Here is a 25,262-nt window from a genome sequence, read left to right on the forward strand (position 1 = left end):
ATGAAAAGAAAAACGAATATGAACTATGCTTTGGTTGTCCTCTCGGCGTCCATCATGTTAATAGCTGCGTCTTGCGAAAAGGGGTTTCTTGAAAAGAAGCCGGACTCTTCCATCGTGCTGCTGTCGTCTATTGAAGACTTATGGAATCTATTGGACAACTACCAAGTAATGAATTATACGTCTTCGCTTCCGCAGTTATCTGCTGATGAGTACTTTATCATCAACGATGATGTTTTTGATGGGTTGATCCGGGAAACCCAGCGAAACGCCTACATATGGGCGGATAACCCCTATGGTTCTGAAACGACGGTAGCAAGTTGGAATTATCCGTACACGGGAATATTTTATGCCAACAGTGTACTGGATGCGTTGGAAAGTACAAGGTTTTCCTATTTCCCCGTTGCTGAAAAAAATCCGGTAAAGGGCAGTGCACTGTTTATGCGCGCATACCTGTTTTTTGATCTGTTACGTACCTTCGCACCGATCTATGACCCGGCCACAGCCAATACCGATTCCGGCATTCCCATCCGGCTGCAATCGGGCATTGACTATACGGCAAAAAGGTCGTCGGTTGCAGCGTCATATGACCAGATATTCAACGATCTGGAATCAGCTAAAGGGCTTCTTCCAAATGCTACATCACCCAGCTACTTAAACCGGCCATCCGTATGTGCGGTCTACGCGCTAATGGCCAGAATTCATCTGGAGAGGGCAGAGTACGAATTGGCCTCGCGGTATGCGGACAGCGCGTTGACGCTCAAAAATACATTGATTGATTTCAATAGCCTGGATTCCCTAAGCGAACGGCCTTTTGCGAATGCGCCTGATGAAGTGATTTATTATACCCAGCAGATTGGCGAATTCAACACGACCCAGTATTCGATCAACACCCAGGGTTATATCGGTATCGATCCCGAACTACTTCGATTGTACAGTTCGGAAGATTTACGCACAGCTATTTATTTCCAGCGGAACAGCTTGGGAAATTTCAACGTGAAAAGGGGATATGCAACCGGCATATATCCATTTACGGGGCTTGCCGTTGACGAACTATACCTAATCAGAGCGGAAGCCTTGGCGCGGATAGGAAATAGCCAATCGGCAAGCGAGGTGTTGGACGAATTGCTGGTAAAACGCTACTTGCCGGGTGCATATCCCGGAACGGCAGACCTTGCACCGGAAGATTTACTTGACCGGATATTGGAAGAAAGGCGTAAGGAATTGGTTTGGAGGGGAACGCGATGGCATGATTTAAGGCGGCTCAATAAAGAAGGGCGTGAGATTCACCTGTATCGCACTGTCCATGGTCAGCAACATCACCTTTTGCCGAACGATCCGAGGTATACATTCCCGATTCCGCCAGAGGAAATACAGCTAAGCGATATCGAACAAAACAGACATTAAATATTAAGATAATGAATAAATATAGGCAACATGCGTTTTTGGCCATTATTTCAATTTGGTTTATGGCTCCGATGGCTATGGCTACGGAAATATCCGGCTATATTCCCTCCGAATTGCGCCATCGCTATCCAGATGACAGCTTTATTATCAAAGTAAATGATTTTGCAAAAGAAGGAATGGGGTTTTCAAATCGGTTTTTCCATGATAGCAGGCAAGTCAAAATCGATGATCAGGGATATTTTAAGATTGAGCTGCACGTACCATCAACCTATTTCTATATCGCTTTCGAGGGCCTGTATGGAAATGGGTCTGAAAGACAGCTGCTCACAGAGGCATACTTAGTGAAACGTGAAGGCCATCTGCATATGGATTTATCTGCGTCGCCGCTTTCTTTCTCCGGCAACTTAGGGCCATTGATCGAATTGCAAGTAGCTATCAATAGTGAGATCAGGTCAAAAAAAGGAAAGCCTTACGGTGAATGGGAAAGCTATTTCGATTACCTTGTGAAATGGCATGGCAGGGTGTTGAAATCAATCGATAGGTTGGTTAATGAATATATCGAATCCGTCGATGCCATGGGACGTGAAATAGTCGCCGTTAATGCGCTAAGCCGGCTCAGTTCTTCGATATTTGGGCTTGTTCCTGATTGGCTTGACCGTGCCAAGAAGCAAAACTTAGATTCCGTGCCGCTTTATGCGGTTTACGATACAATTAAAAAAGGGTTTCTACATTCGTCACCTAGCAATGAGGTGCTTTTAAATGCCAGCGGGTATGCCGGCGCATGGCTGAATATGAACTACGTAAGCTTGGTTATGAATGGCCACAAAGCGAAAAGTGATACGCTGATGATAACGCTCTTTGAGGCCATTGAGGGTGTTTCGGACCCTTTGCTGAGAGATCAATTATTGATGGTGTATTATTTTCTGCCTAGTTACAAAAATGCCGATTTCTCCAAACTGAATGAGGCGATAGATTTGGCAACCAATACTACCGTTAAAAACCACATGAGTAGGCTAAAAGTCGAACAGTTGGAAATGCCAAAGGTTAAAAATTTTGCTTTTTTAGATGAAGCTGGTCGTGAAGTAAGTATTGCAGACTTCGAGGGCAAGGTTTCAGTCGTGCATTTCTGGTTTAACGGATGTGTAGGTTGTCGGTTTTTAGCGGATTTTATGGATGATGTAATTGCTGTTTATCGCGATTATGACGATGTGCAGTTTATTGATGTAAACGTTGATAAAGAATTTGAAAGATGGAAAGATGGTGTGGCAAGCGGAAAATATACGAATCCTCATGAAATCAACCTATGGACGGGATCAGTGGGGAACCGGCATCCGTTGCTGGAAACGTATAATTTTGTAGGATTTCCGCAGCTGATGGTGGTTAATAAAGAGGGGAGGTTAGTCACCGCAAAAGCCTCATCCTTACGAACCAACAAAGTTGAGTTCAAGGATAAACTTTCCGTATTAATCGAAGAACACCGCTGATGCAGAAAAAAAAGCCGAATAGCCCGGCCGGGTTATTCGGCTTTATGATTTCGACAGGATGACCTAAAGATACGGCCCATTTTCGGTACTGATGTTGTCGAAATCATAGTTGGAAAGTTCCGCTGCAGGAAATTCCTCGGGAATATCCGATTCCGTCAGTTTTTCCGCGTGGCAAGGATTAGGTAACGTCTCCTCGCAATCACCGGCAGGGGGCAGTTCTTCCCGGTACACATAGTTGCCTTCCGAGTTAAGGATCCATACTCCCGGAGGCGTTGTCAACCGTTCTTCCTTTTTCACCACCGGTTCTTCCTCAACCTTGGCATTGTTTACGTAGTAATTTACACCCAGTGCAATCACTACGGCGGCTATAACGCCTGATGTTAATTCAAATACTTTCATCGTAAAAGATGCTTAATGTGTTTGGCTTGTTTTTTTAGATGGCCCACCACGGCCATGTGTCGTTTCCTGCGGTCTTCCCGTCCTTGACGGTCCAGGCCGCGCCGATTGGTCAAGGGCTCACGGCGCGCCTCCTTCCGTTAGGTGTTTCGATGTGTCTATGAATCGGGCTGAACCGGGTTTCAACAGCCATGGGGCCGTAGGCGGTAGCCAGGGCTTCCCACTCTTGCGGGGCCAAGGGCATCAGGATGCCGTCTTTGCCAAGCTTCTTGTCCCGGAAGCGGCGCAGCTCGTAGTCGGGCTGCAGGATGCTGTTGGCGATGCCGGCCAGGTAGCGGAGCGGCTTCGGCTGCCCGGCGGGGAAGGCCATCGCCTCGCGCTTGCCGTACCGCAGGAAATAAAACGTGTTGTCTTTGTCTCCTTCGCAACAGGCAGTGTAGCGGAAGTGCTTCCCGTCTTTATCCAGCCCTTTGGAGATCCAGGAAAGAAATTGTTCCAGTGGTTCCGTGCCGCTGAGGTCATATACCCACAGGTCTATTTCCTCCGTGAGCGTTTCCCCGGAGCGGCCGCCCTCAAACAGGTTGGTGCGTACCCAGCGTACGCGGTCCCACGGGCCGAGCATTTCAAGGGCATCATTCAGCGAAGCGGGGAGGTCTGCCTCCAGGTAAAAGGCCGCAAACAGTCCATCCAGCCATTGCATCAGCACCGGGTCATGTACAATCGGGCAACGCGCATAGCGTATCCATGGGCTTGCGTACCGCCATTCAACGGCTCCGTCGCGCAGGGTGAGGTAGGCCACAGCGCCCGTAGGCCGTAGTGGATTGGAAAACTGGATGATGAACGGGTCGGCATGTGGGTCGGCAGTAAGATGCGGGCCAAGGATGGCAAACCCGGGCATGGCCAGTAGGTCCGTCTCCGCATGATTCAGCCGGAGGTGCCGCCGGTAGTGCGCCATCATCGCTGGCGTAGTAGCCGGTGCCGCGTCGGCCGCCCCGGCCCGTGCGATGTCGGCCGCTGCTACTTCAAGGGACGTGTCTTTTGTTTTCCTCATGGAAACAAAAGTAGGGCGCATTTCATCCTCGGTAAGTCCCGCCTTAGGGAGACTAATTGCGTGAGCGGTCTTATGAAAAATGATTAAAGATTATGAAAAATAATTATCATGTTGTTTGGTTTATGATTTATGATTATGATCGGTCTCGGAGGTAGCGGCTTTTCATCCGGTAGTAGGTGCTCCGGCCCATCCGCAGCAACTGCCATTGGGGTGCATCGGGCAAGTGGGGCGCTTGGCGGCCGAAACGGTCCATGTATGCGCAATACCGGGCATAGTAGTACGGCTCGCTTCCAAGCGTAATCAGCAACTCGAAAAAGTTGATTTTGCGCTGTTTCATCACATGCAGGAGCTCGGCAAATGCGGGGAAGTGCCGTTGGGCCTCGCGCGCTTCCGCTATCGGAACCAATAGCAGCGTGGTATTTTCGATGGCCATGTATTCCGCTTCGCGAAGCCGCGGGGTGAAGGGATGCTGCGTGCCGGTAAAATAGTCCATCGGCTGCATGAGTTCGCACAGCAGGGGGGTGCCAGCACTATTTTTACGGTAGCCGGCCACCAGGCCCGAGAGCACGATGCAAAAGAAGGGGAAGCGCTGGCCTTCCAGCTTGATGACCTGCATGCTGCGATACCGCTTTAATTTCGATCGGCCACGGACGAACGATTGGCTGTCCGCCCCTAAGGCAGGGCAATGCTTGCTCCAATAGGTGAATAGCCGTTCCATCGAAAGGTTCGTTAACGGGTGTAAATTACGGCTTCGTGAACGGCCCGTCAATGGAACAGGTGGAACCAAGCGCACACCTGCGTAAACGCAATGTCCTTAAAAAAGATTGAACCCGATAATTTGATGGAAATCCGGTACTGAAAAAATAAAAAAGACGCCCCGCCCCGGCGGTCGGTGCCGTATCGTTTTTGGTGATGGCGGTCTCGGGGCCGGGACACGGGGGTAATAGCAGGGTTTCATGCAAAAATAGGGCTTGAAATTTAACCGGCACGCCAAGCGGACTGCGCCCGTGGCCAACCCCGGAACTCGATGGAACCACTTGGCTAATTGCCGGGGCGCACAGCCCGCCAATCAGGGGTTTGATGGAACCCGAAGGGCCACCGCCGGATTTTCATTCCCGGATTTGGGGGTTTCATTCCGCTATATCCCATTTGGTTCTTTTGTCTTTGACGGGTGGAACCGGTATTGCATGTTTGCAGGGTGATCACCATAGTGAATGCCCTGAATCAAGCTTGTAAGGGGCAATCTGTTGAACTTAAAAAATCAAGAAAATGGAAATTACAGATTTATTAGAAATGGTCAATAATACGGATGTATTGCAGGCACTGGTGGGAAAGCTATCCAGCGCGATACCGGTAAATGACTTGATGGTGGGCGGTAGCAATCCGTTTATACCGGATTACTCCAGTTGCGAAACGCCGATTATCGGGATATTCAGTTAGCTTATCAGGGGCATGCCTCGCATGCGCATGCCCCTTTTTCAGGATAGACCATGGAAAAAAGATACAACGCACATTGCGAATCGATTTTTAGGGAAATCGATCAGCTGGATATGACGGCTTCAGCGCCACTGCATAACCAGTTTACCTTCTTCAGTGCCAATATGGAGCACTTTATGCCGATGGTGCCGCCCAGTGAACACGAAGTATACTTTCGCGGAACGATGTACCACAGACGGTTGAGCCGGCTGGATCTGTCGTATGCCGCAGCGGGCTACCTGCCCACAATCGTCGGGTGGGATGCCGCATGGGTGGATAGCCTGAGGCAAGAGCCCGCCATCATCGCGTGCGCCCATATGGGGGCGCACATGCTCATCGGCATGTTGCTGGCCAAAGCGGGGGCGCCGCTGGCGGTGTTGGTGGCGGAGCACCTGGTGCCCGCGCTGACCGAAATCTGGAAAACCGCCGCCAGGACAGACCCATCCCTGCGGCTACCCCTTATCGTAGACACGGGCCCCAAAACCTCCTTGCGCCGGCTGATGAACCTGGCGAAGTCTGGCGTAAGCTTGCTCGTCTATTGGGATGGTGAGGAACATGGCGGCAAGGACGATCGGCAGCAGGCCGTCTGTGTACCACTGCTGGGGCAACATATCGTCCTCCGGCGCGGCATACCGTTTTTGGCAAGGGCAACCGGATTGCCCATCTATCCGCTGACGGCGTTTCGCCAGCAGGATGGATCGGTAGGGGTACACCATGGTCGCTGCATCCGGGTGGAAGACTACCGCGGTCCGGATTTCTTCCGCTACACCATGCAAGCCGTGGTGGATGGCTTCTCATCGTCGCTAATCCATTTTCCGGCCCAGTGGAACAAATGGACCCACCTGCACCGCATGGTATTCCCCGAGCACTTCTTTGTCGAATCCGGGAAGAAACTGAGCAATCGCTATGGGATCTTACAGGGAGACGACGCCTACTTTTTATTTGCACGACGGGATTACCAGGCTGTTGCGCTACCCCAAAAAGAGGTGGATAGGCTTTGCGATGATGCTAAAAAAAGGACAGGCAATTGCATGTTGTGACAACATTTTGTACTTTCCGCTGTCTAAACACACTATCTATGCTCAAACATTATCTTCCGAAACCGTGGAATCATTGGCTACCTATGCACCGGTTTGCGTATTACCAAATCGTGTATTGGATTTGCTACGTAGGGCTCACCTTTGCAAACAACAGTTTGATGCCCAATCCGTTTCGCTGGTGGGAGGTGCTGATTACCATTGCCTTTATCATGGCGATCGTATATTCCATCGTCTACGTGTTCCTGCGGGGCCTCAAGCCAGCGGCAAAGACCGCAGCGGTATTGATCGGGATGTTCATCGGCTATGCCTTGCTGTATTACCTCGTTGCTTTCGTTTGGGGCAGATCTTTTGGAGAACGGATCGTCAAGGTGGGGGATCGGCTTACCATCGGGGGCTACCTGTTTACGATGCTTATCCATTGGTATCATTCCATGTTGGATGCCGGATTGCTGGCGGCGATATACCGTGTGCGGAAGGTGGAAGGGCAGAAGCGCGAGCTCTTGGAAAAAAACCACCAAACGCACGTGCAATTTCTGACCGCACAGATTGATCCGCACGAGCAGGCCAACCTGCTGAATATCCCGTATCAATTGGCCGTTTCGACCGGCAATATGGATATGGCGGAGGTGTTGTTGCATGTGAAACAACGGTTGCTCTACGTGCCGGAAAAAGCGAAGGATATCAGCAGTGAAGTGCCTTTGGGCGCAGAAATGGAGCAATGCGACCGGATTATCTGGTTGAACAGCAAGCGTTTCCCGAAGTGCTTTGTGACCATTGATGTGCCTGAAGTACTGCATCATTGGGTCGTGCCCGTATTTTCGGTATCGGCATTCCTGCAGAATGCATTTAAATACGGCGTATCGTGGGATGAGCACGTGCCCATCAGTTTGCGGGCCCGGCAGGAGGACAACCGCTTGACCATCCGTTTACGGAATAAAATCAATCCCCATAAAGCCGATGAAACATCCTCAGGCATAGGCAACGACAACATCCGCCAACGGCTGGCATTATTGTATGATGGCAGGGCAGGGCTGGAGACCTGCCACACACCGGATGGATGGTACGAAGCCATACTAACATTTACCAAATCATAACTCATGGAAAAACGGAAAGTGCTCATTGTTGACGATGAATTGCCGGCGCTGAATGTGCTGGTAACGATGCTGGCCAAACGGCCCGACCTCGAAATCGTGCTGGCCACCACGGAGTACCAGGTGGCGTATGACTACCTGGACGAAAACGATGTGGATTTGCTGATCGTTGATCTCGATCTGCGGGTAGACAGCGGATACAACCTCATGGCAGCCGTGGAACCACCGACACAGATTATCGTGTGTACGGCCTCGGAGCGTGAAGGCTCAGAGGCTATCTACCATGGCGCTATTGATTTCGTGGTGAAAATGGTGCAGGAAGACCGGCTGATTTTTGCGGTAGACCGGGCGTTGCGGCAGTTGGAATTGCTGGAGCATGAACAGGCGAACCGGGTTTATCCTTCAACGGTTGCCGTACAGTTGGAGACTTCGGACGCTTTTGTGAATGTGCGCGTGGGTGAATTGGTCTATGCCCGCTCCGAGGGTAAGTCTACCTACCTGTGTCTCGCAAACGGGCACGAGCTGCTGGCCAAGAAGCTGTTGCGCAACTTGCAGCTGCTATTGAATCCGGCGGAGTTTATCCGCATTCAAAAGGGGTTTATTGTGAGCCGGGAGGCGATCGATCATTACCTGCCAGGGGCGCTATTCAAAACGAAGAATTGGTGGGTGGAGCTGCGCGACGAGGTGGCCTCCAGGGAGGAAAATAGTCGGGAACCACGGCGATTGCCGGTAGGGGAACGGTATCGGCACAGGGTGGAAAAAGCATTGGGAATCCGGTAAATCGCGGCTTATGGTGAGCAAACACTTGGATCGGATCAACCGCGAGGTGGAACGGATATGGAAGTCGAACGGTGGGGCTGAATGCTGGGATGTTCATGCGCTGGACAGCTTGAACGCCGGCTTTCATGGCCTCATTGCGGAGACAGCCGGTCAGTTGGAGGAATGGAACGTGGAATTGGGTGCCCGTGAGGAATTGCAGCAGCGTATCCTATCGGCACTACCCGAGTCAGACCGTATAAAGGAGCTGTGGTGGAACGAGCAACGGGCATTCTATACGGACCTGCTGGAGCGGATGGATACGTACTTCAACTACGACGACACCGCGGTGGTGACGTTTTCCATCAACGCCCTGGAAATACTTTTCCTGGTGCGCCTGCTGATCGAAGAAGGTGTGCTCCAAACCGAAACCCTCCAACCCGTTTTTCGCTACTTGAGCCGTTATGGGCATACCGAACGGTATAGTAAACTGTCTTTCGATAGTCTCAAAAAACGTTACAGCTTGCGCCATGACGGATCACGCAAAAAAGTAAAACAAATCCTGACGAACATGATCAAACGTATTGATCAGGGGCCTCCCCGCGGCTGAAAGCTTGCTGCCTACCTGCTGGTAGACCCGCGCACCGTGACCCGCTACCGCTACTTTTTCGAATACTCCAGTTCCTTCAGCGAATTGCTGTGTTTTAACACGTATCGCATGCGCTCCCGCTGGTCATAGGTGAAATTCATTGCTGCTTGCCCGGTTTCATTCGAATACCCCATAAAATTATCCAAGATGGTCCATCCCAGGTTGTCGTCACAAGGTTCAATAGGATCGCTTTCGTAAACGTAGGAGTACGTATCAGGGCAATAGTCGTTCGTCAGGCAATCGTCTTCAGAAAATGTATGCAGTAAACCGAGATAGTGGCCCATCTCATGTCCCAAGGTGGTACCCATGTGATTAGCGACATCCACATATCTCAATATGATTCGGTTTGTTGCATTAGTACCTGTACTTAGTCCTGATAGTTCGTTTGAGCGACCGGTCAATGGCAAATCCGCCCAACTGGCATTCCGTATCCCGCGCCAATTGGTATTGCCGACCACATGGATGTTTATGTATTCGCTAAGGTCCCAATTAACCGCGGCAGCCATGTTATCAGCTTCGCTTGTGCCGATCACCCCGTCATTGGCCCTGTCAAACGTCCCTCCGTCGTCAAACTGGCTTCCGTCCAGTCGATGGATGCCAGCTTCTGCCAATGGCTTGTTACCCGGCCCAACTGTAGCCAAACGAAAACGGATGCGTGTATCTACCGCATTCGGATTGGCCGTAGACCGCTGTCCGAAATAGGCGTTGAGCGTATCTACCCATTGTTTAAAAAATTCGGGCGACAGATCGTATGGTCTGGTATTGCCCGACCATTGTTTGGCAACCAAATCTTCATACACATGAAACACCACCGGAATCGTAATGACCGAATAGTTTTTTGGCTCACGGGCATTGATCAACAGCACTTCACTACTTACCGTGCCGATCTTAACCTGTACGTTGTATTGGCCGGGACTAACGGTTGAAAAACTGGCTGTTTCCAAGACCTGCTCCTGTTCGTTGATGTATACGTCGTAGCGAATATCCAGCTCTTTGTCTTGTTTATCATATATAGCTACTGCCAGACGTGCCCGTGACTTTCCATCGGCGATTATTGCCCGTGTATCACTCACGAGTCCGATTCGCCCGATTGCTTCACGGGCTTCCACCGCACGGATGGTCACTGGGTCGCTTACCACGTCCATCACCCTTGCCGTGATGGTATAATTGCCGGGCTGATCTGCCTCGAAAATCGTTGAATCAAGCAGGGTGTCTCCGGCGTACAGGTTGATGGGAATATCCTCGGTTAGTTCACGGCCAGCACTGTCCAATAGCGTGACGTTAAACACCGCGTGGTTATATCCCCCCGCGATGACTACCGCAACGTCTGTGGCGACGCTGATATGGGCCACTTTATGGCTAATGTCCAGGGCATTCAGCTCCACGGCGTCGCTGGTCATATTGCCCGATTTGGCCGTAAACGTATATCGGCCAGCTTGCGCAGTGCTGAAATTGCGCCCATTGAAAACGGTTCCATCAATAAAGACAGTCACGGAAGCCCCGCGCACAGGTTCGTCGGCACGATTGAATGCCTCGACATTGATGGTGGTGGTATCCTTTCCATCGGCAAATAACGTGGTTTTACTCAGCTGTAGCACCACCTTTGTGACCGTAGTATCTTGACCAGGCAATCCCGTATCTTTTTTACAGGAGATTGCTAGTAGTAGGAATATATAAACAAGTCTTGAAAAACCCGATAGAAAGTGGCCATGCATTGGAGATAACGTGTTGATATTATTCAATTGTCCTTTAGATATTATCGAATCATAAAAACATAAGCTAAGACGTATTCATCTTCTGAGGTTCCGGGAATCCCTACAACCAAGCTTGTGGGCAAAGCGGTAAATACATAGAGCGGTACACTGCTGACCGTTATTTCGGGATTAGAAAAACCATACAATGTAATGGTTGACGGATCCGTTAACATCCACAATCCGCTTGTTTCCAACAAAGCCCAATTACCCACGAAGCGGGAATCTGAAGTGACGGAAAAAAATTCACCGGGAAGCGATTGTTGGATATATTGCCCCGACCGCATCTGAAAGGTGGTACTGGTGATGCGCCAGGATCCATAAATGTTTTCGATGGTTATTGGATCATTGGTCATGCCCTCCTCAACTTCATCCTCCTTTTCCTCCGGCACATAGGTCAACCGGATATCAGTGGAAATTGTATTATCCAACGCTTCCTGGTCATATTCAATTGTGACATTCAGCGTGGTGACCTGATCGATATTTCCCGATGGATTGCTGGCCGAAAACACCAAACCTGCCGCCGTGTTTTCTAGCTTGATTTGGATATTGGGATTATCCACATTGGTGATTTTCAGCGTTTCCGTGCCCTCGAATACTGTTTCCTTGACGGATGGCGCTTTGTTGTACGTAGAGACATAAGGGGTGTAAATACCCTTTAAGTCGAATATCCCGTCAAAAACCGAAACAAGTTTATCCAGGCTTCCTTTTAGCTTAAGGCTTAGACGCTCCAACGTGCCATCACCGGCCACCACATTTCGGATTGCTACGGGAAATTCCGAAACATTTTCCCTTGCAACCGTCACCTGATTACGGATGAATTGCCGGATCGATGGTTTGTTCTCATATACATAAAACGGATCGTCGCCGTATTGTTCGATTTCTTTTGCCCGTAGGGGGTATTCAGCGATATAGTGATTATAGATGGCTGCCTTACGCTCACATTCCTTTTCAATGACTAAACCACCCACGATTATCGCGGCAGCCGTGCCACCGGTCATCCCAAGGGCTACCCAACCTGTCGATGCTGCTACGATGGCTGCAAACTTCGCGGTAGCAGCAGCTTCATTGTAGGTAGTGGCTTTCCAGATGTATTCCACCAAATCATTTGGAAGCCCATCCGTTCCTGTGACGTTTGCGGCAAATGGGATAGCAGACCTGTCGGGCGATACGTGGTTGGCTGCCGAACGTACTTGCATCGAAAGCGGCACCGCTTGCTTGTAGTCGACAAGGGGATGCACAGATGCCATCGACGCATACCTGTCCGTTTGTCTTTGCAAAAAACGGAAATGATAGGCTACCAGTTGCAGTTCTTCATCAGCAAGCCTATCCACCAATAGCGACAAGCTGTTTATCAATGCCAGATCGTTTGCATACCTGCTTTCCGGAATGATCTGCTCGAAATCCTCGGCTTCGACTTCAGCAAGTGCCCGGGTGCAGTTGGTCAGGTACTCATCCACGACCATTGCGGGATTTTGGATCGGTTGATAATCACCCACTGTAAGTTCAGGTGATGTTTCCGCACCCCATTCACGGAGGCTCAACCGATAGCTGCCCGGTTCCATGATAGGCATCAAAAAGGCATAAAGAGACGTGTCCACGTTAATCAGCTGAACAGCTGTGCCATTGATGTTGGTTTGAATAGCATCGTGCTTTGCCTCCCCGCTCACCGATACAAAAACGATTTCGCCCGGCGTTACTACATGCTGATAAACGGAGAAAACCAAAGGAGGCTTCGTGATGTCATCTTTGCACGCAGCCGGTGCAAAGACCACGATCAAAATCAAGGCAAAAGCTTTCGTAAATTTAAACATATTGGTCTCTTACTTCTTCAAAAACTAAGACTCAGCATGACGGCCGTGGAACGTATGGGAAACCCGTCCATGCCATTTCCTTCATCCGATTCATAGCGCATCCGGATTTTACCGGGCAGGTGGCTGAATGCCAATCCCCATCCCTTCCTACGGAACGTAAGGCCAAAACTGGGCACGATACCTCTCCCTAAATAGTTCATGAAATGAGAAAAACGGGAGTCATCACCTTCCTCGTCATAGACCGGTGAATAGTTTAAATAGCGGTATGCCGCCGTACCTTCACCTTCTACGTAGTCCAGATCGTATAAACTGATCATCCCCATTACCCGGACGTGAATATCCACGATGAACAATTCCCATGGGTTTATGGATAGGACTGGCCCCACACCCATCCCAGTCAGCATGATCAATCCGTCGTACTCGGGATCTGTCGAACCATCGGGATTACGTGTCCGGTAATATCCATTCCAGTCGTATTTGTTTAGCCCTTCGAAAAAATTCCACTCCAATCCCACTTTCATAGGCACAAAGCTGGTCAGACTTTCTTGATGCAGGTAAAACTGTCTCCCTGCTTCAAGGGTAAAACCCAAACCAGCGCCGAAGTTTCCATTCCGGGCATTTTCGAGTGGCGTCAGGTCGGGCGAAAGCGTCCTGCCGATCCAGCCAATACCCAAACGGCCATAACCATATTTTTTGATATTATCGATATCCTGGGCATGGATGACTGCCGATGACAATACCCATACTATAATTACGAAATATGCTGCCTTATTTTTCATCTTTATATCGGGCAATCTTCTCAAATGGCGCCTGCAACCAATATATCCATGGCACGATTTGGTAATATCCGGATGCCTGTTGCAAAAAAAGACGAATAGCACGATTCACGCTATAGCAATTTCTTGTCATTTTTTTTGCAGTGCTGGTTGGAAACATCTATTTTTATGGAAATAAATACCAGAACGTCAGTTGTCATGGCAAAAAAACGGAAACAGCCAACTTGGTTGGAATATACCGGATCCATCGGCAAACGGAATTATCACTTATCCGGTGATACCCTGGCTGAGGCCACACGCATCCTCAAGCCTATCGGCGCATTCGCATCCCATTTCATGCCGGCAATTTACCTGCTGGACTATACCACTGGCACTTACCTGAGCGTTACCCAAAACAGTGAAGTCATCTTTGGTATTCATCCAGACGAATTTTTGGAAGGCGGTTTAGCATGCACCATTCCCCGGTACCGGCCGGATCACCTGATGCTGTTGAATGAGGAGATTTTCCCGGACCGTGTGTCTTTTATCAGGAATATTCCCCCGGCGCAACACGCCAACTACATTTTTACTTACAGCCTCCAGTTTAAAACCAGCGAAGGTTTCACACCGTTGGTACAACGGAGTTGTTTCCTCCAATCCGATGAAAACGGTACGCCGTTGTTGAGCTTGGGTATGATCATCCGAATGTCTGGGATAAACAATGACGAGCGGGTGGTTCAGACTGTCGAATACGTAGACCCATCAATTCTTAAGGCACCGGAATTGATCAGCACCAAGAACTACTATACCCGTCCGTTGCCTGAGCTTTTCTCCAGAAGGGAAAGGGAGGTATTGCTTTGGATGGCCGAAGGGTTGACCAGTAAGGAAATCGCAGACAAGCTGTTCGTAAGCGAGCACACGATCATCAACCATCGCCGTCATATGCAGGAAAAATGCAATGTCAGTAATTCCACCGCCTTGGTCAGTTTCGCACTGCGCAAGGGGATTATCACCTAATTGGTTGGTTATATATCAAAAACTTCAGCCGAAAATTCTACAATCCGTGCGTTTAACAGGTCAGGTTGATCGACGTTTATCAAGTGGCCGGCATCGGGCAACAGGATGATCTCATTTCGCCATAGCCGGGAAATTTTGCCATCAAGATAATTCGTATTGACCACACGCTCTTCCTTACCCATGCATATCAATATTGGTATGCCTACTGCATTGACAAAACCGATCTCATCGTTATATCGCTGTTCGGCCACCGACTGGCCTATTATCGAGCGAAAAGGAGCTATCACTTGGTTATAGGACTGCAGGTAGGTTTCCAGATCTTCCGGGCGTTCCGTGTAGTGCATTTCCCGGATGTACTGGCGGAGGTCGTTTTCGTCTGGCGTATCCGTGAAGATCACATGCGCATGACTGTCAGGCTGCAAAATGTCAGATACAGGAACCTCCGGCCCTATTAGGCAAGGCCCAAGAAAAATCAGCCCTTTGGGCCGCAATCCATCGATCAACGCCTCGGCAACAAAATTGGTTCCCAGTGAAATACTCACGATCAGGTATGGATACCCGTTTGCCAGTTTTTGTATAAAGCGGTCTACATATTTTCCCAATCCAATGGCATTGTAATCTGTGGCAGGGTGTGGCGAAGGTGACGAATGGCCATGGGCAGGTAAATCTAAGGCCACGAGCCGATAAGTATTTAAACGCGGATCATCAAACTGCTTTTTCCAGGTCTGTGCATTCGCCGAATTGCCATGCACAAAGAAAATGGTCTGGTCAGCATCGTCATTTTTAGTATAATAGGCCAGCTTGATGTTAGCTATCGTGATAAATTTGGGATTCATACGTTAAAGGTAGGAAAAATCCCACAGCAGCTTATAAACTGCCGCCAACTTTTGCGTCCCATTTTTTCCTTGCGTCCCTAAGCCTGTGCACCCGCTGCCTGACCGCTCCAAGACTGCTGCGCGTGGTTAGCTTTTTTACTGTAAATCCAAAACCGCTTCACGGCCATTGACTGGGCTAATGGAGATCGATAACGGCGAATCCATAAGCGGTCGGTTGAGTTAAACAAGCAAATTGTGTATGTTTGCTGAAACAAACCATTATTAAAAAAATATAACGCCAAACGCTACCTTGACAACTCATCTTAAATTTATCGCTGTAGGCCTATTGTTTTTCTTAGCAAACAATTTAGCGGCAAACAGTCCAATGGATGGTAATGTTGGCTTTTTTTCGCTGAGCGATACAAGTGCAATAAATCAATTAAACCGCACTGCTGCAACGCTTGCCGATAGGCAGCAGTTTGATAGTGCCCATCGCTTGATTCAGCAGGCAATTGTGTTGTCCCAAGATGCAAATTATGCCTTGGGACGTACACAGGCGGAGAGCAATCTTGCACGAATCTATTACATGAAGGGCGACTATGTCCGGTCGCTGAAATTTGGGCTCAGTAGCCTGCATCTTGCCGAACAGCTGAATGATAAGGCCGAGATTGCCCATTGCAAGAACCTGGTGGGATTGGTGCATCTCGTCAGGGGAGCGCAGCAACTCGCCCTGCAAGAGTTCCTGTATGCAGCGGAATTGAACAAGACCGTAGGAAATGACCGGAGGCTGGCAGCAAATTATTTCAATGCGGGTTTGGCCTATTCCGAACTGGGACAGACCGAACGGGCGAAGGAAGAATTTGTAAAGTCAAAGGACTTCTGTGAAGCAAGGGGCATATTGCATATCGCAGCCATGTCTACCAACAGGCTGGCTGAGGTCTACTTCAAGCAGGAGCAACTGGATTCGGCACTATTCTTCTACCGGTCCGTGCTGGAAAACAGGCGCTACCAGAGTGATTGGGAAAACAGCTTTGCCCATACCGGTATTGCGGCATGCTTATATGGCAAAGGTCAGTACGGCGAATCCCTGCAACATGCGGAAAAAGGACTTGAACTGGCCGAAAAATTGCACACCAAATGGGATGCCAGGCAGGCGTTGACCATAGGCTATCGTTCGTCAGAAGCATTGGGCGACTATAAACGGGCATTTTCCTATCTGCTCAGGCAGAAAGCGTATAGTGACAGCCTGCTGAATGAAGACAAGAACTTGGCCCTGGACTCCCTGCACCTGGCCTACGAGCGTACCGTAAACGAATCCCTGAAAAAGGAAAACGAAATAGCTTTGCAGGAATTGAAGATCAGCAAATTGCTGGCAGGGATAGCCGGACTCTTCCTGCTTTTCTTCGTATCCGTTTCCATCCTTATCTACCGGAACGCGCGTCGCACAAAAACGCTGAATACGGAACTTGCGGTGCAATCGGCATCCCTTGCTCACCAAAAACAACAGCTCAAGGAGCAGAACCAGGTCATCATGGAGCAAAACCAACGGCTGAACGAACTGAACGAGACCAAGGACTACCTGCTGTCCATTATCAGCCATGACGTAAGGGCCCCCTTCGCTTCCATCATCGGGATACTGGACATCTTGAGCAATTTGGAACTTCCGGTTTCGGAAATCCGGAGGCTCCAGGAGGAGCTTTATGGACAGAGCTTTACCGCCTTGGCGATGGTAAACAACCTCCTTTATTGGGCACAGAGCCAGCAGAAGGGATTTTCCACCGATCTGGTTGAAATCAATCTTTCCCAAAAAGTTGAGGAGATCCTCGGCGTATTGGGCCGCCTTGCTGAAGACAAGCAAATCGCCATCCTGCATGCCTCCCGTAAGAACGCTTTCATCCTGGCCGACGGTGACCAGGTGAATATCATCCTACAGAATATCCTCGGGAATGCCATCAAGTTTACGCGGCCGGGCGGAACCATAAGGATTGGCTACCAGACGGACGAGCAGTCCGTATCCATCCGGATAATGGACGATGGTATCGGTATGTCCGAGGAAACGGTGCAGCAACTGCTTTCCGATGAGGAATCGCAGGTATCCACGGCGGGTACCGCCAATGAAAGCGGGGTAGGATTAGGCATGATGCTCGTCAAGCGTTTCATCGACAAAAACGGCGCAACCCTGCATATCGAGAGCGGAAAAGAGCAGGGGTCAACCTTTACCGTCACCTTCAAGCGGGCATCAAATACCTATTTTTAGGTATTGCATGTCAACGGATATCTATGCATATTTACGTCGTAAGACCTACAACCATGGGCTGGAAAGCTAAACGCTATACCACCTAAGGGCTGTTTCCGGACGAAAATATCATCTACGATTTATGAAAGTATCAATCTACAACGGAACCAAAAGGAAGCAACTATCGGATGCAAAGGGTGTCTACGACGGCAAATCCTATGAGATACGCACCCCGTTGCTGCATGTCAAAATAGACTGGTCTGATGACTATGAAAACTTTATCGCAGGCATACGGATCATCATCGAAAACCTGGATTCGAACAACTATAAATTTGTACCAGCGGACGGATCAGGGGAATTCCACTATGCCGATCAGTCGATTACGACGGAATGTGTAAAAAGCGAGAAGATAAAATTTGTGCCCTTCATCTTGGAAAAGCTGGCCAACACTCCAGCTGAGACCGGCGCCACGATTCGAATACGGGTGCATGAGGTAGGTGGAGACATGCTGTCGCCGGAGAAGCTGAGGCTTTTGTGATGTCGGGCACAAGCTTAAATCCTTTCCATCAGAAGTGTATTTGGAACGCTTCGCCTATCCTCCATTTCTTGGGCAGCCCAAAGGGAGCCGTTCAGGCGTTTGTCGGCCCGTAATAGTTCTTTCGTCTTCAGCCGGATAAAATATTCGTAGATGGCCTGCAGCGTAGCATAGGTGAGGCCCGCCCTGCCATCCAAAATTGCCAGCCGGAAAAACACGATATACAACCACTTGATTAAGGGCCTGGCAGGGAGCTTGTAAAACAGCCCCTTTTGATGATACCGTTTTTCGGAGAAATCTTTGCTGAACAAGGCTTTTTTGATGGAAAACTTAATATTGCCATCGTGCTCTTCTATCCACCGCATCGCCTCCATGGTGGAATACCGATTGTGCTTTTTAAGCCAATGCCGCATCCCTTTCGAGAAGGGATAATGGTTAAAATAGGCCGGTAGCTCCCCCACTTCCCCGGCGATCTGGAGCACCTCATTCACCTCCCGGTAGTAGTGCGCTTTATCTTTCCTCACCAGCCGGATGTAGTACGGTGTAATCTGCGCATGTTTCAGCCACCTTCTATTGTAAAAATCCCGCCGCCTAAGCCGGAATCCCGCAATGCGGTCATCAGCAGCTAAAACCGCTTCCCGCAAAATGGGGAACAGGCATTGGGGAGCCCTTTCATCCGCATCCAAGATAAAAACCCATTCGTGTTTAAAAGGTAGTGCCAAACCTGCATTCCGCTGCGAAGCATAGCCATCGAATGCCCGTTGGGATACCCGGGCACCAGCTGCTCTGGCGATGTCGACGGTGTCGTCCGAACTGAATGAATCCAATACATGCACATCATCGCACCAGCTTACAGAAGATAGACAACCAGCGATGTCTTGCTCCTCGTTTTTCGTAAGTATCAATACTGATATCATGGTTGAGGTCTATTGAATTCGAGGTTCCGGGTTTTTTAAACGTACTTCATGCAGCTGATTTTGGACATTCGTCCAACCTGTTGGTTTGTAAAATTTTTTCATGTCTTTGGTAGATGTGGTAGAAAAATAAATAATAAAAATCACTGCGCTTAAACCATAAAATATATAGTTGTTTAAACACCTTAATATAAGGTGCATACGTTTCGCAAATACCTTCAATCGGCAGTTGCTATGATCTTCGATACCGTTGATTTAAACGGCTTAGTTATGTTTTTCTGGTAGCAGAAATGTTAATTCTTGGGTAAATGTAAGGTCTTTTTGGAAAAAAAGAAATGATGGGGGAGAAAAAATGGAAATAAATAAAATACCTAAAAATAATATAATACCCCAAAAATTGGACAGCTCCTTAAATCACAAACTGTTTTGAATATTACTTTGTCGATAGCGATACCTAGAAGCTGGATTACCCTTACGATCTTTGTAAGTGCTCACCATATCAAACCCAATATTTTGTAGGCCAAGTTTTTCAAGAATTTTTTGGCTTGGGATGTTCGCTATCGCCACAGTAGTATAAACAGATTCAACCTTTAGCTCATAAACCCCATAATTGTACATGGCCAGGGCTGCTTCCGTAGCGTAACCCTTGCGCTGATGCAGAATATCGATAAAATATCCGACTTCTATCTGTCGGCCGTGTACTGGATGTAGTTCCAAGTCAACTAATACGACAGCACCAATGTAACTGTACGTTAGGCTTTCTCGGATAGACATAAACCAACTACGCCGCGGCTGCTCGGTGCGGCTTTCTTCGGCCCAACCTGCATAACGTTTGGCAGCTGCCTCAAGAGCGATATTGTCTTGTAAGGCTGCTGCATAGAAAAAGTCTGGGTGCGAAAATATTCCGAGCAAAGCAGTTTCATCTGCTGCCGTCATTTCGTCCAGTATTAAACGTTGCGTTTCAATTATCATCTTTGGTACATGTTTTTTTCGGCTGCGTCATTTAATGCCGTTTCACTTAATTCCCATAAACAGGCAATATCCTCGCCACTGTAAGTATTGGGCTTACAGCCCAATAGGGTGACTAATTGCTGGTGGAGTAAGTTGGACGGAGCGATTACAACATCCACAAAATTTAGTTGCTGTTTTGCTTCAAGTTCACAGAACTTTCGGACGAGTTGACACTTAGCAGCAATTGGATCAGTAAAATCCAAATCATCCACTTGTGCACCTTGCCATGATTCTGTAGGATCGATATCCCCACCAGAATTATGGAAAGACATTGCCCTAAAAACTGAAAAACGTTGTGAAATCCGAAAGGTTACGCGGCTTTTATTCGCTAACGCGAGATCCGCTTTCATTATTTCTACGAGCATCTCGCGATTAAGCCTGTAGGGAAAGATATCTTCTCTCATTTTCGCGTTATATTCCAGGTATAATTTTTTCGCTGGGTTGTTTCGCTCACACTCCCAAGCTACGAATGACAACCCTCGATTGACGGCTAGCGTAGCAGCTTGGCATAATAGATAACCGCCCAGTCCGTGCCCGCGAAGGTCTTCAAGTACGATTATGTCCTCAATTTGTAGGCCTTCTTTGCCATTGCGTCGAATGGTCGATAGAAAAATTGCTCCACTGCCTTCTGGCAGTGTTAAGGCATGGATTTCAACATCTTTTTTTTCTAAGGCATTTTTAAAATTCGTTGCAGCCTGTTTTTTCGCTTCGGCGGTGGCAGGTAGCTTTACATTATGCGCCGAACCTTGGGCAATTGCTAATTGTGGAATTTCGTTTTTAAGATAGGCATGTCCAGGTGTTATTAGCCGGATAGAAACCTCCTCAGGTCGGAATTTTCGTTTGATCATAGGATGAATTCGTTCAGGTGACTTAGGTTTGTTTCTGCGGTATAGCCAGAGGCGATACATTCGCAGCCCCCATTTTGGTCGGTACCAGCCGGTGACTATTAGCGTAGACAATAAAGGAAGGCGCCGCTCGCTTCGGTATAAACAGCTGTCGCGGATGGTCGTGTGTAAAAGTACACTCAACCCGGCCATTCCCCCTGCGATTAAATGACACCATTTCTCGCCAAAATGAATGCCTGTTTCAATATAGAGAAATGCATTGCAAAGCCAAAAGGAATTGATAATGGACTGAATGAAATTTACCCAAAAATCTGCGCTAAATGGCGAGGTTAATGCTCCGTTGATTTGTAGGGATTGATGACGCTTGGTGAAGGCGGCGTCAAACGCCTCGATGAGTTGTACGAACTCATTTAGCTCATCGCCCAATGTAATATTGTTGATTCGCTGGCGGATATATAGGCTATAGAAGCAGACACCAATTGCAAAAAGCATTGCACATAGATAACCTATAAGCTGTTCGCTAAGACTATGTTCGGAACGCCCAACTACTGCTGCAAATGCAACAATAGGCGTTGTGATCAACAATAAGTAATAATTGAAATACCGATCTGTGGTTTCGCGTTGCAACTTGATTTTGTCCCAGATGAATCGAATGTAATTCAGATAGAATTCATTAATTTTTACACGATCAGCACCATCATTAACCGGTGGGAGTGGGGGTGGAACTGCCGAAGAAAAATTTTTGAACGAGCGCATAAATTAATAGACAATGAAAAACTGACCCAGAACATAGCAATCTTTACATTTATTTATACTTACTGACTTATTCAAGTATCGACTTTCGATACTCAATATTCTGAGGCATTTTTATTGCCACCAAATTATCGGAAGATAAACTTAGTTTTCGTCGGTAAAGATTCAAGATCTGTAAAAGTGAAGATACTAATTGAGCGGGGATTCTAACAACGCAATTAAACTATTTAAGTGCAACAATTATGTTATTCTACGTAAGTGCTTCGTCATGAGGTCTTATAATGCCGTGGTGCAGCAGTAACAAGTCCCAAGCTCTCATTATCATCCCACGACTTCCGCTGTTCTTTTCCGTCTAAGAAGACTAAACACCAGTTTGTTCACTTTAGGATAGATTACTCGCTCGACCACCCACGAAAAGGCCAAGCAGATAGCGAAATACAAGACATATTCCACGAAAACACTATCGATGAAGGATAAATAACTGGCGTCCCTTATCATAAACCAATGACTAATGTACAAGACATATGAAATCTTGGCCAAAGGAATAAACGGTGCAAGCGTATACCTAAAACCCAACCACTTCAACTTGTACCATAGGATGCCAACGATAACAGCGACAAGTGCAAAGGCAAAATGACGTAATTCCAATAACGGGCTGACGCCTATTCCCGTTCCAGAGAAATTAATAGCTTGATGAACCACGTCCTTATTAATCATGTAATTTATTAGGAGCAAGCCAATACCTACAGTCAACGCGGAGATTGGTAGAGCCATATTTTTAAATGTAATGGCTCTATTATTTATGTATAGTCTGGCTAAATCAGCGCCGACGTTCCAAATAATTAAATAGAGCAGAATACGATTACCTACGAAAGGGAAGAAAAAGTAAGTAATTCCCGACGCGATACCAATCAGGTAAATCGCTTTTGATGTACGTTTTCCGAATGTAACATATATTACAAAGAAGGTCATGTAGAACCACCATTCATAGGATAGCGACCAAAGCGGAGAATTCCCCAAAAGCGGGCCACAGACTACATTGGGCTTCAATGAGCCAATGTCCTGTAGCATAAATAGGTTTCCCAAAAATGTATTCAAATCAATTGAAACCACTATTCCGCTGAATTTAAACAACAAGTAGTTCGTGATGAATACAATAAAAAGCGGAATGTATATCCGATTGAACCGCTTAAAGAAATAAGTCGTAAAAGTCTTATCTTTTGACAATGAAAATGAATACTCGATAACAAAACCGGAGAGTAAGAAGAACAAAATCACAGCTTCCTGCCCAAATCGGAATAGAAATGACAGTCCGGAGGATTTAAAAAAATCCATATCCAGCAGTGTGTGATGAAAGACTACATAAAGAGCAGCAAATCCTCGAATTGCTTCTAATTGGTAAATTTCTTTTTTCATTTTATTGGCAAGCTGATTTGATAAGGTCGATAAGTTGTTGGTTGTTGCCCCACAATTCATTCGAAGAATAGGGGAATGCGGTATATACGATGACTAAGTTTTTTGAAGGAACGATATGGACCGTCTGCCCCCCGTTTCCACGCATGGAATAGGAACCATCATTTTCATTGATATAGAAGAAATATCCGTAAGCAGCCGAAATGGATTGTTTTGAAGTTGCAGTGACCAACCAGTTCTGGCTGATCACCGTTTGCCCATTCCATTGCCCATTCTGCAAACATAATTGGCCAATTTTCGCAAGACTGCGCGGGGAAAGGGACAGCGAAAATCCACCAATGTTTAGCCCGTCATTAGAAGTCTCCCAATAGTAATCCTGAATACCCAACTCACTAAATACTCTTTCCTCCGCATATTGTGCCAGTTTCTCGCCTGTAAGCTGACTAATTAAACCACTAATGAGGTGTGGCGGGTATTCCGAGTATTTGAATGCAGGTGTTGTTGTCGTCCGAGGTGTTTCCAAGATGTGCTCTATGCTGTTTTTCTTGGTATATACCAGTGCTCTGGCGTCATCAAGGCCATTGTAAGAAATGCCGTCTTGCATCGTCAGGCAATCTTTTATGGTTAGGGAAGCTTTATCGGCGTACCGGGTTTGATAATCCGGAGGAAAGAATTGGAGTAGCGGCACATCGGTATTTAGATCACCAGACTCATTCAGTGCAATTCCCAATAAAATAGACGTAATACTTTTTGTGCATGATTGTACATTGGCTATTGTTTGTGCAGCTTCATGCCTATTTTGGTCTTTATAAGCCTCTGCCACAATTTTCCCATTCCTTATGACAAGTAGTGATTTAGCCAACGGGAGGGTAGTTCCGTCAAAGAAAAGCTTGAACGCGTTACGAATAGTTGTCTCGTCTATATGTTCATTTATTAACGTTGAAGATTCCCATCCGTCATTTAGTTGAAGCGGTTGAAGATCGTTGTCGATAGACAATTGAGTTTCTTTTAGGCAGGACGTGCTTAAAGCCGTCAACATAATCCCGATTATCCACTTCAATATTTTCATAAATTTATGGTTATTGCCAGTGAATGTGTTAAATCTCGATACCTATTAGCCTTTGGATGGTCATATTGAAGATAATCGAATTGATATGAAATGTTATGTAGAAAACCCTTTTCATTCGAACGCAGACCTATGACGAAAGCAGGATTGATATAGTTGTTGATCGCCGAAAAGCGGGCGTTTGTATGGTTTGATTTTAGAATACCCGACACAGAGGTGTCGTCAAACGAATAAAGTCGATTGGCACTCGGTCTGAAGCCCACGCCGATAAGGGGTAATTTTAGTGATCCTTGAATAGACCAGATAGCATTTAATGGTATTTCCATTTTGGATTTGATACCTATGCCAGCAAAGTTAGCCCAATAAATATGTGTATTGTCAAAGTTGCGATATGTCGCATTGCGGTAGTCTATCATCGCAAATGGGCCTATGGCAACACTTGGGCTGGACAATTTTAAATCTTTTAAATAAGCGTACTCCAAATTAATTTGTGCGATATATGAGCGGTAGCTTTGCTCAATTGCTGTTTTTGCAAGGTTTAGATTGGCGTAAAGACCAAATTGTTGTGTAAAATATTCAGATTTCAGCTGTTTCGTTAGGCTGAAACCAACCCCGTAGGCGTCAAAAATGCGCGAGCTGATATTTGCTTCTGAGATTTGTTTGCTTGTAGCGGATAGACCCAATGTCCACGCGTTGTTATTTTGCCCTGATACCCAATATGGGAAGGATATAAGCAAATAAACGAGAGGCTGTTTAAGGTATTTATGGTACATTAGGTTGGAATTAGGCTTTGACAAATTTATAACATATTATTGAGGCGTAAGCTTAAGCCGAATATTGATTTTTGTTGAATTTATTTTGTGTAATTAGAAATGTTAACAATAAATTATTTTATTTTTCCCAATTGTCAAATATAATTCAAAATTTTGGTAACGAGTTATTTTCTGATAATTTATACTGAAGACACTCGGTAGCCTGCATTTACTTTCA

General features: G+C 47.4%; 24 protein-coding genes. 11 read left to right on the forward strand and 13 right to left on the reverse strand.

The window, feature by feature from the left end; genetic code table 11:
- Both BMW65_RS11345 and BMW65_RS11350 read left to right on the forward strand, forming a co-directional pair.
- A complete protein-coding gene (locus tag BMW65_RS11345; RefSeq protein WP_090605488.1) occupies positions 1-1,404 on the forward strand; it encodes a RagB/SusD family nutrient uptake outer membrane protein in 1,404 nt (467 codons plus the stop codon).
- An 11-nt stretch (positions 1,405-1,415) separates the two neighbouring features.
- A complete protein-coding gene (locus tag BMW65_RS11350) occupies positions 1,416-2,888 on the forward strand; it encodes a TlpA family protein disulfide reductase (protein WP_090605489.1) in 1,473 nt (490 codons plus the stop codon).
- Between the two features lie 63 nt (positions 2,889-2,951).
- On the opposite strand, the gene BMW65_RS11355 is transcribed toward BMW65_RS11350, so the two are convergent.
- The 3 genes from BMW65_RS11355 to BMW65_RS11365 form a co-directional block, all read right to left on the reverse strand.
- On the reverse strand, positions 2,952-3,287 hold the full coding sequence (locus BMW65_RS11355; RefSeq protein WP_090605490.1) for a hypothetical protein: 336 nt from the start codon (positions 3,285-3,287) through the stop codon (positions 2,952-2,954).
- Positions 3,288-3,396: 109 nt separating this feature from the next.
- Positions 3,397-4,335 (reverse strand): hypothetical protein, encoded by a 939-nt coding sequence (locus tag BMW65_RS11360; protein WP_090605492.1) that lies wholly within the window; start codon positions 4,333-4,335, stop codon positions 3,397-3,399.
- 133 nt (positions 4,336-4,468) lie between these two features.
- Positions 4,469-5,053 (reverse strand): cyclic nucleotide-binding domain-containing protein, encoded by a 585-nt coding sequence (locus BMW65_RS11365; protein ID WP_090605493.1) that lies wholly within the window; start codon positions 5,051-5,053, stop codon positions 4,469-4,471.
- A gap of 253 nt (positions 5,054-5,306) precedes the next feature.
- Between BMW65_RS11365 and BMW65_RS11370 the strand changes: the two genes are divergently transcribed.
- From BMW65_RS11370 to BMW65_RS11390, 6 genes are all read left to right on the forward strand, one after another.
- Positions 5,307-5,537, forward strand: a complete 231-nt coding sequence (locus tag BMW65_RS11370; RefSeq protein ID WP_090605495.1) for a hypothetical protein — start codon at positions 5,307-5,309, stop codon at positions 5,535-5,537.
- 67 nt (positions 5,538-5,604) lie between these two features.
- Positions 5,605-5,775: a hypothetical protein gene (locus BMW65_RS24165; protein ID WP_177181097.1), complete on the forward strand. Its 171-nt coding sequence runs from the start codon at positions 5,605-5,607 to the stop codon at positions 5,773-5,775.
- A gap of 50 nt (positions 5,776-5,825) precedes the next feature.
- Positions 5,826-6,851, forward strand: a complete 1,026-nt coding sequence (locus BMW65_RS11375; protein WP_090605497.1) for a lysophospholipid acyltransferase family protein — start codon at positions 5,826-5,828, stop codon at positions 6,849-6,851.
- Between the two features lie 38 nt (positions 6,852-6,889).
- Positions 6,890-7,945 (forward strand): sensor histidine kinase, encoded by a 1,056-nt coding sequence (locus BMW65_RS11380; RefSeq protein WP_090605498.1) that lies wholly within the window; start codon positions 6,890-6,892, stop codon positions 7,943-7,945.
- A gap of 3 nt (positions 7,946-7,948) precedes the next feature.
- A complete protein-coding gene (locus BMW65_RS11385; protein ID WP_090605500.1) occupies positions 7,949-8,722 on the forward strand; it encodes a LytR/AlgR family response regulator transcription factor in 774 nt (257 codons plus the stop codon).
- Between the two features lie 10 nt (positions 8,723-8,732).
- A complete protein-coding gene (locus BMW65_RS11390; protein WP_090605502.1) occupies positions 8,733-9,308 on the forward strand; it encodes a hypothetical protein in 576 nt (191 codons plus the stop codon).
- Positions 9,309-9,358: 50 nt separating this feature from the next.
- Here the strand turns inward: BMW65_RS11390 and BMW65_RS11395 are convergent, their stop codons facing one another.
- The 3 genes from BMW65_RS11395 to BMW65_RS11405 form a co-directional block, all read right to left on the reverse strand.
- Positions 9,359-10,978, reverse strand: a complete 1,620-nt coding sequence (locus BMW65_RS11395) for a M43 family zinc metalloprotease (protein ID WP_177181098.1) — start codon at positions 10,976-10,978, stop codon at positions 9,359-9,361.
- A 125-nt stretch (positions 10,979-11,103) separates the two neighbouring features.
- Positions 11,104-12,912, reverse strand: coding sequence for a hypothetical protein (locus BMW65_RS11400; protein WP_090605505.1), 1,809 nt, complete (start codon positions 12,910-12,912; stop codon positions 11,104-11,106).
- A 17-nt stretch (positions 12,913-12,929) separates the two neighbouring features.
- Complete coding sequence (locus BMW65_RS11405; RefSeq protein ID WP_090605507.1) at positions 12,930-13,691, reverse strand: hypothetical protein; 762 nt, start codon at positions 13,689-13,691, stop codon at positions 12,930-12,932.
- Positions 13,692-13,886: 195 nt separating this feature from the next.
- Here BMW65_RS11405 and BMW65_RS11410 point away from each other — a divergent pair, with 195 nt between their 5' ends.
- Positions 13,887-14,684: a response regulator transcription factor gene (locus tag BMW65_RS11410; RefSeq protein ID WP_090605508.1), complete on the forward strand. Its 798-nt coding sequence runs from the start codon at positions 13,887-13,889 to the stop codon at positions 14,682-14,684.
- Positions 14,685-14,692: 8 nt separating this feature from the next.
- On the opposite strand, the gene BMW65_RS11415 is transcribed toward BMW65_RS11410, so the two are convergent.
- On the reverse strand, positions 14,693-15,520 hold the full coding sequence (locus tag BMW65_RS11415) for an alpha/beta fold hydrolase (protein ID WP_090605509.1): 828 nt from the start codon (positions 15,518-15,520) through the stop codon (positions 14,693-14,695).
- A gap of 364 nt (positions 15,521-15,884) precedes the next feature.
- Between BMW65_RS11415 and BMW65_RS11420 the strand changes: the two genes are divergently transcribed.
- Positions 15,885-17,756, forward strand: a complete 1,872-nt coding sequence (locus BMW65_RS11420; RefSeq protein ID WP_090605510.1) for an ATP-binding protein — start codon at positions 15,885-15,887, stop codon at positions 17,754-17,756.
- Between the two features lie 121 nt (positions 17,757-17,877).
- Positions 17,878-18,273, forward strand: a complete 396-nt coding sequence (locus BMW65_RS11425; protein WP_090605511.1) for a hypothetical protein — start codon at positions 17,878-17,880, stop codon at positions 18,271-18,273.
- A gap of 14 nt (positions 18,274-18,287) precedes the next feature.
- On the opposite strand, the gene BMW65_RS11430 is transcribed toward BMW65_RS11425, so the two are convergent.
- The 6 genes from BMW65_RS11430 to BMW65_RS11455 form a co-directional block, all read right to left on the reverse strand.
- Positions 18,288-19,187: a glycosyltransferase family 2 protein gene (locus BMW65_RS11430; protein WP_090605512.1), complete on the reverse strand. Its 900-nt coding sequence runs from the start codon at positions 19,185-19,187 to the stop codon at positions 18,288-18,290.
- Between the two features lie 411 nt (positions 19,188-19,598).
- On the reverse strand, positions 19,599-20,156 hold the full coding sequence (locus BMW65_RS11435) for a GNAT family N-acetyltransferase (RefSeq protein ID WP_090605514.1): 558 nt from the start codon (positions 20,154-20,156) through the stop codon (positions 19,599-19,601).
- Entirely contained in the window at positions 20,153-21,796 is a 1,644-nt protein-coding gene (locus tag BMW65_RS11440) for a GNAT family N-acetyltransferase (RefSeq protein WP_090605516.1), read from the reverse strand. The genes BMW65_RS11435 and BMW65_RS11440 overlap by 4 nt, the downstream gene beginning before the upstream one ends.
- Before the next feature lie 318 nt (positions 21,797-22,114).
- The gene (locus BMW65_RS11445) at positions 22,115-23,209 is read right to left on the reverse strand and encodes an acyltransferase family protein (protein ID WP_177181099.1); all 1,095 of its coding nucleotides are present in this window, start codon (positions 23,207-23,209) and stop codon (positions 22,115-22,117) included.
- A gap of 1 nt (position 23,210) precedes the next feature.
- Complete coding sequence (locus BMW65_RS11450; protein ID WP_090605519.1) at positions 23,211-24,275, reverse strand: serine hydrolase domain-containing protein; 1,065 nt, start codon at positions 24,273-24,275, stop codon at positions 23,211-23,213.
- Positions 24,272-25,045, reverse strand: a complete 774-nt coding sequence (locus BMW65_RS11455) for a hypothetical protein (RefSeq protein ID WP_090605521.1) — start codon at positions 25,043-25,045, stop codon at positions 24,272-24,274. The genes BMW65_RS11450 and BMW65_RS11455 overlap by 4 nt, the downstream gene beginning before the upstream one ends.
- Positions 25,046-25,262: the final 217 nt, after the last annotated feature.

Origin of the sequence: Parapedobacter koreensis, from assembly GCF_900109365.1 — a bacterium.
GTDB lineage: Bacteria > Bacteroidota > Bacteroidia > Sphingobacteriales > Sphingobacteriaceae > Parapedobacter > Parapedobacter koreensis.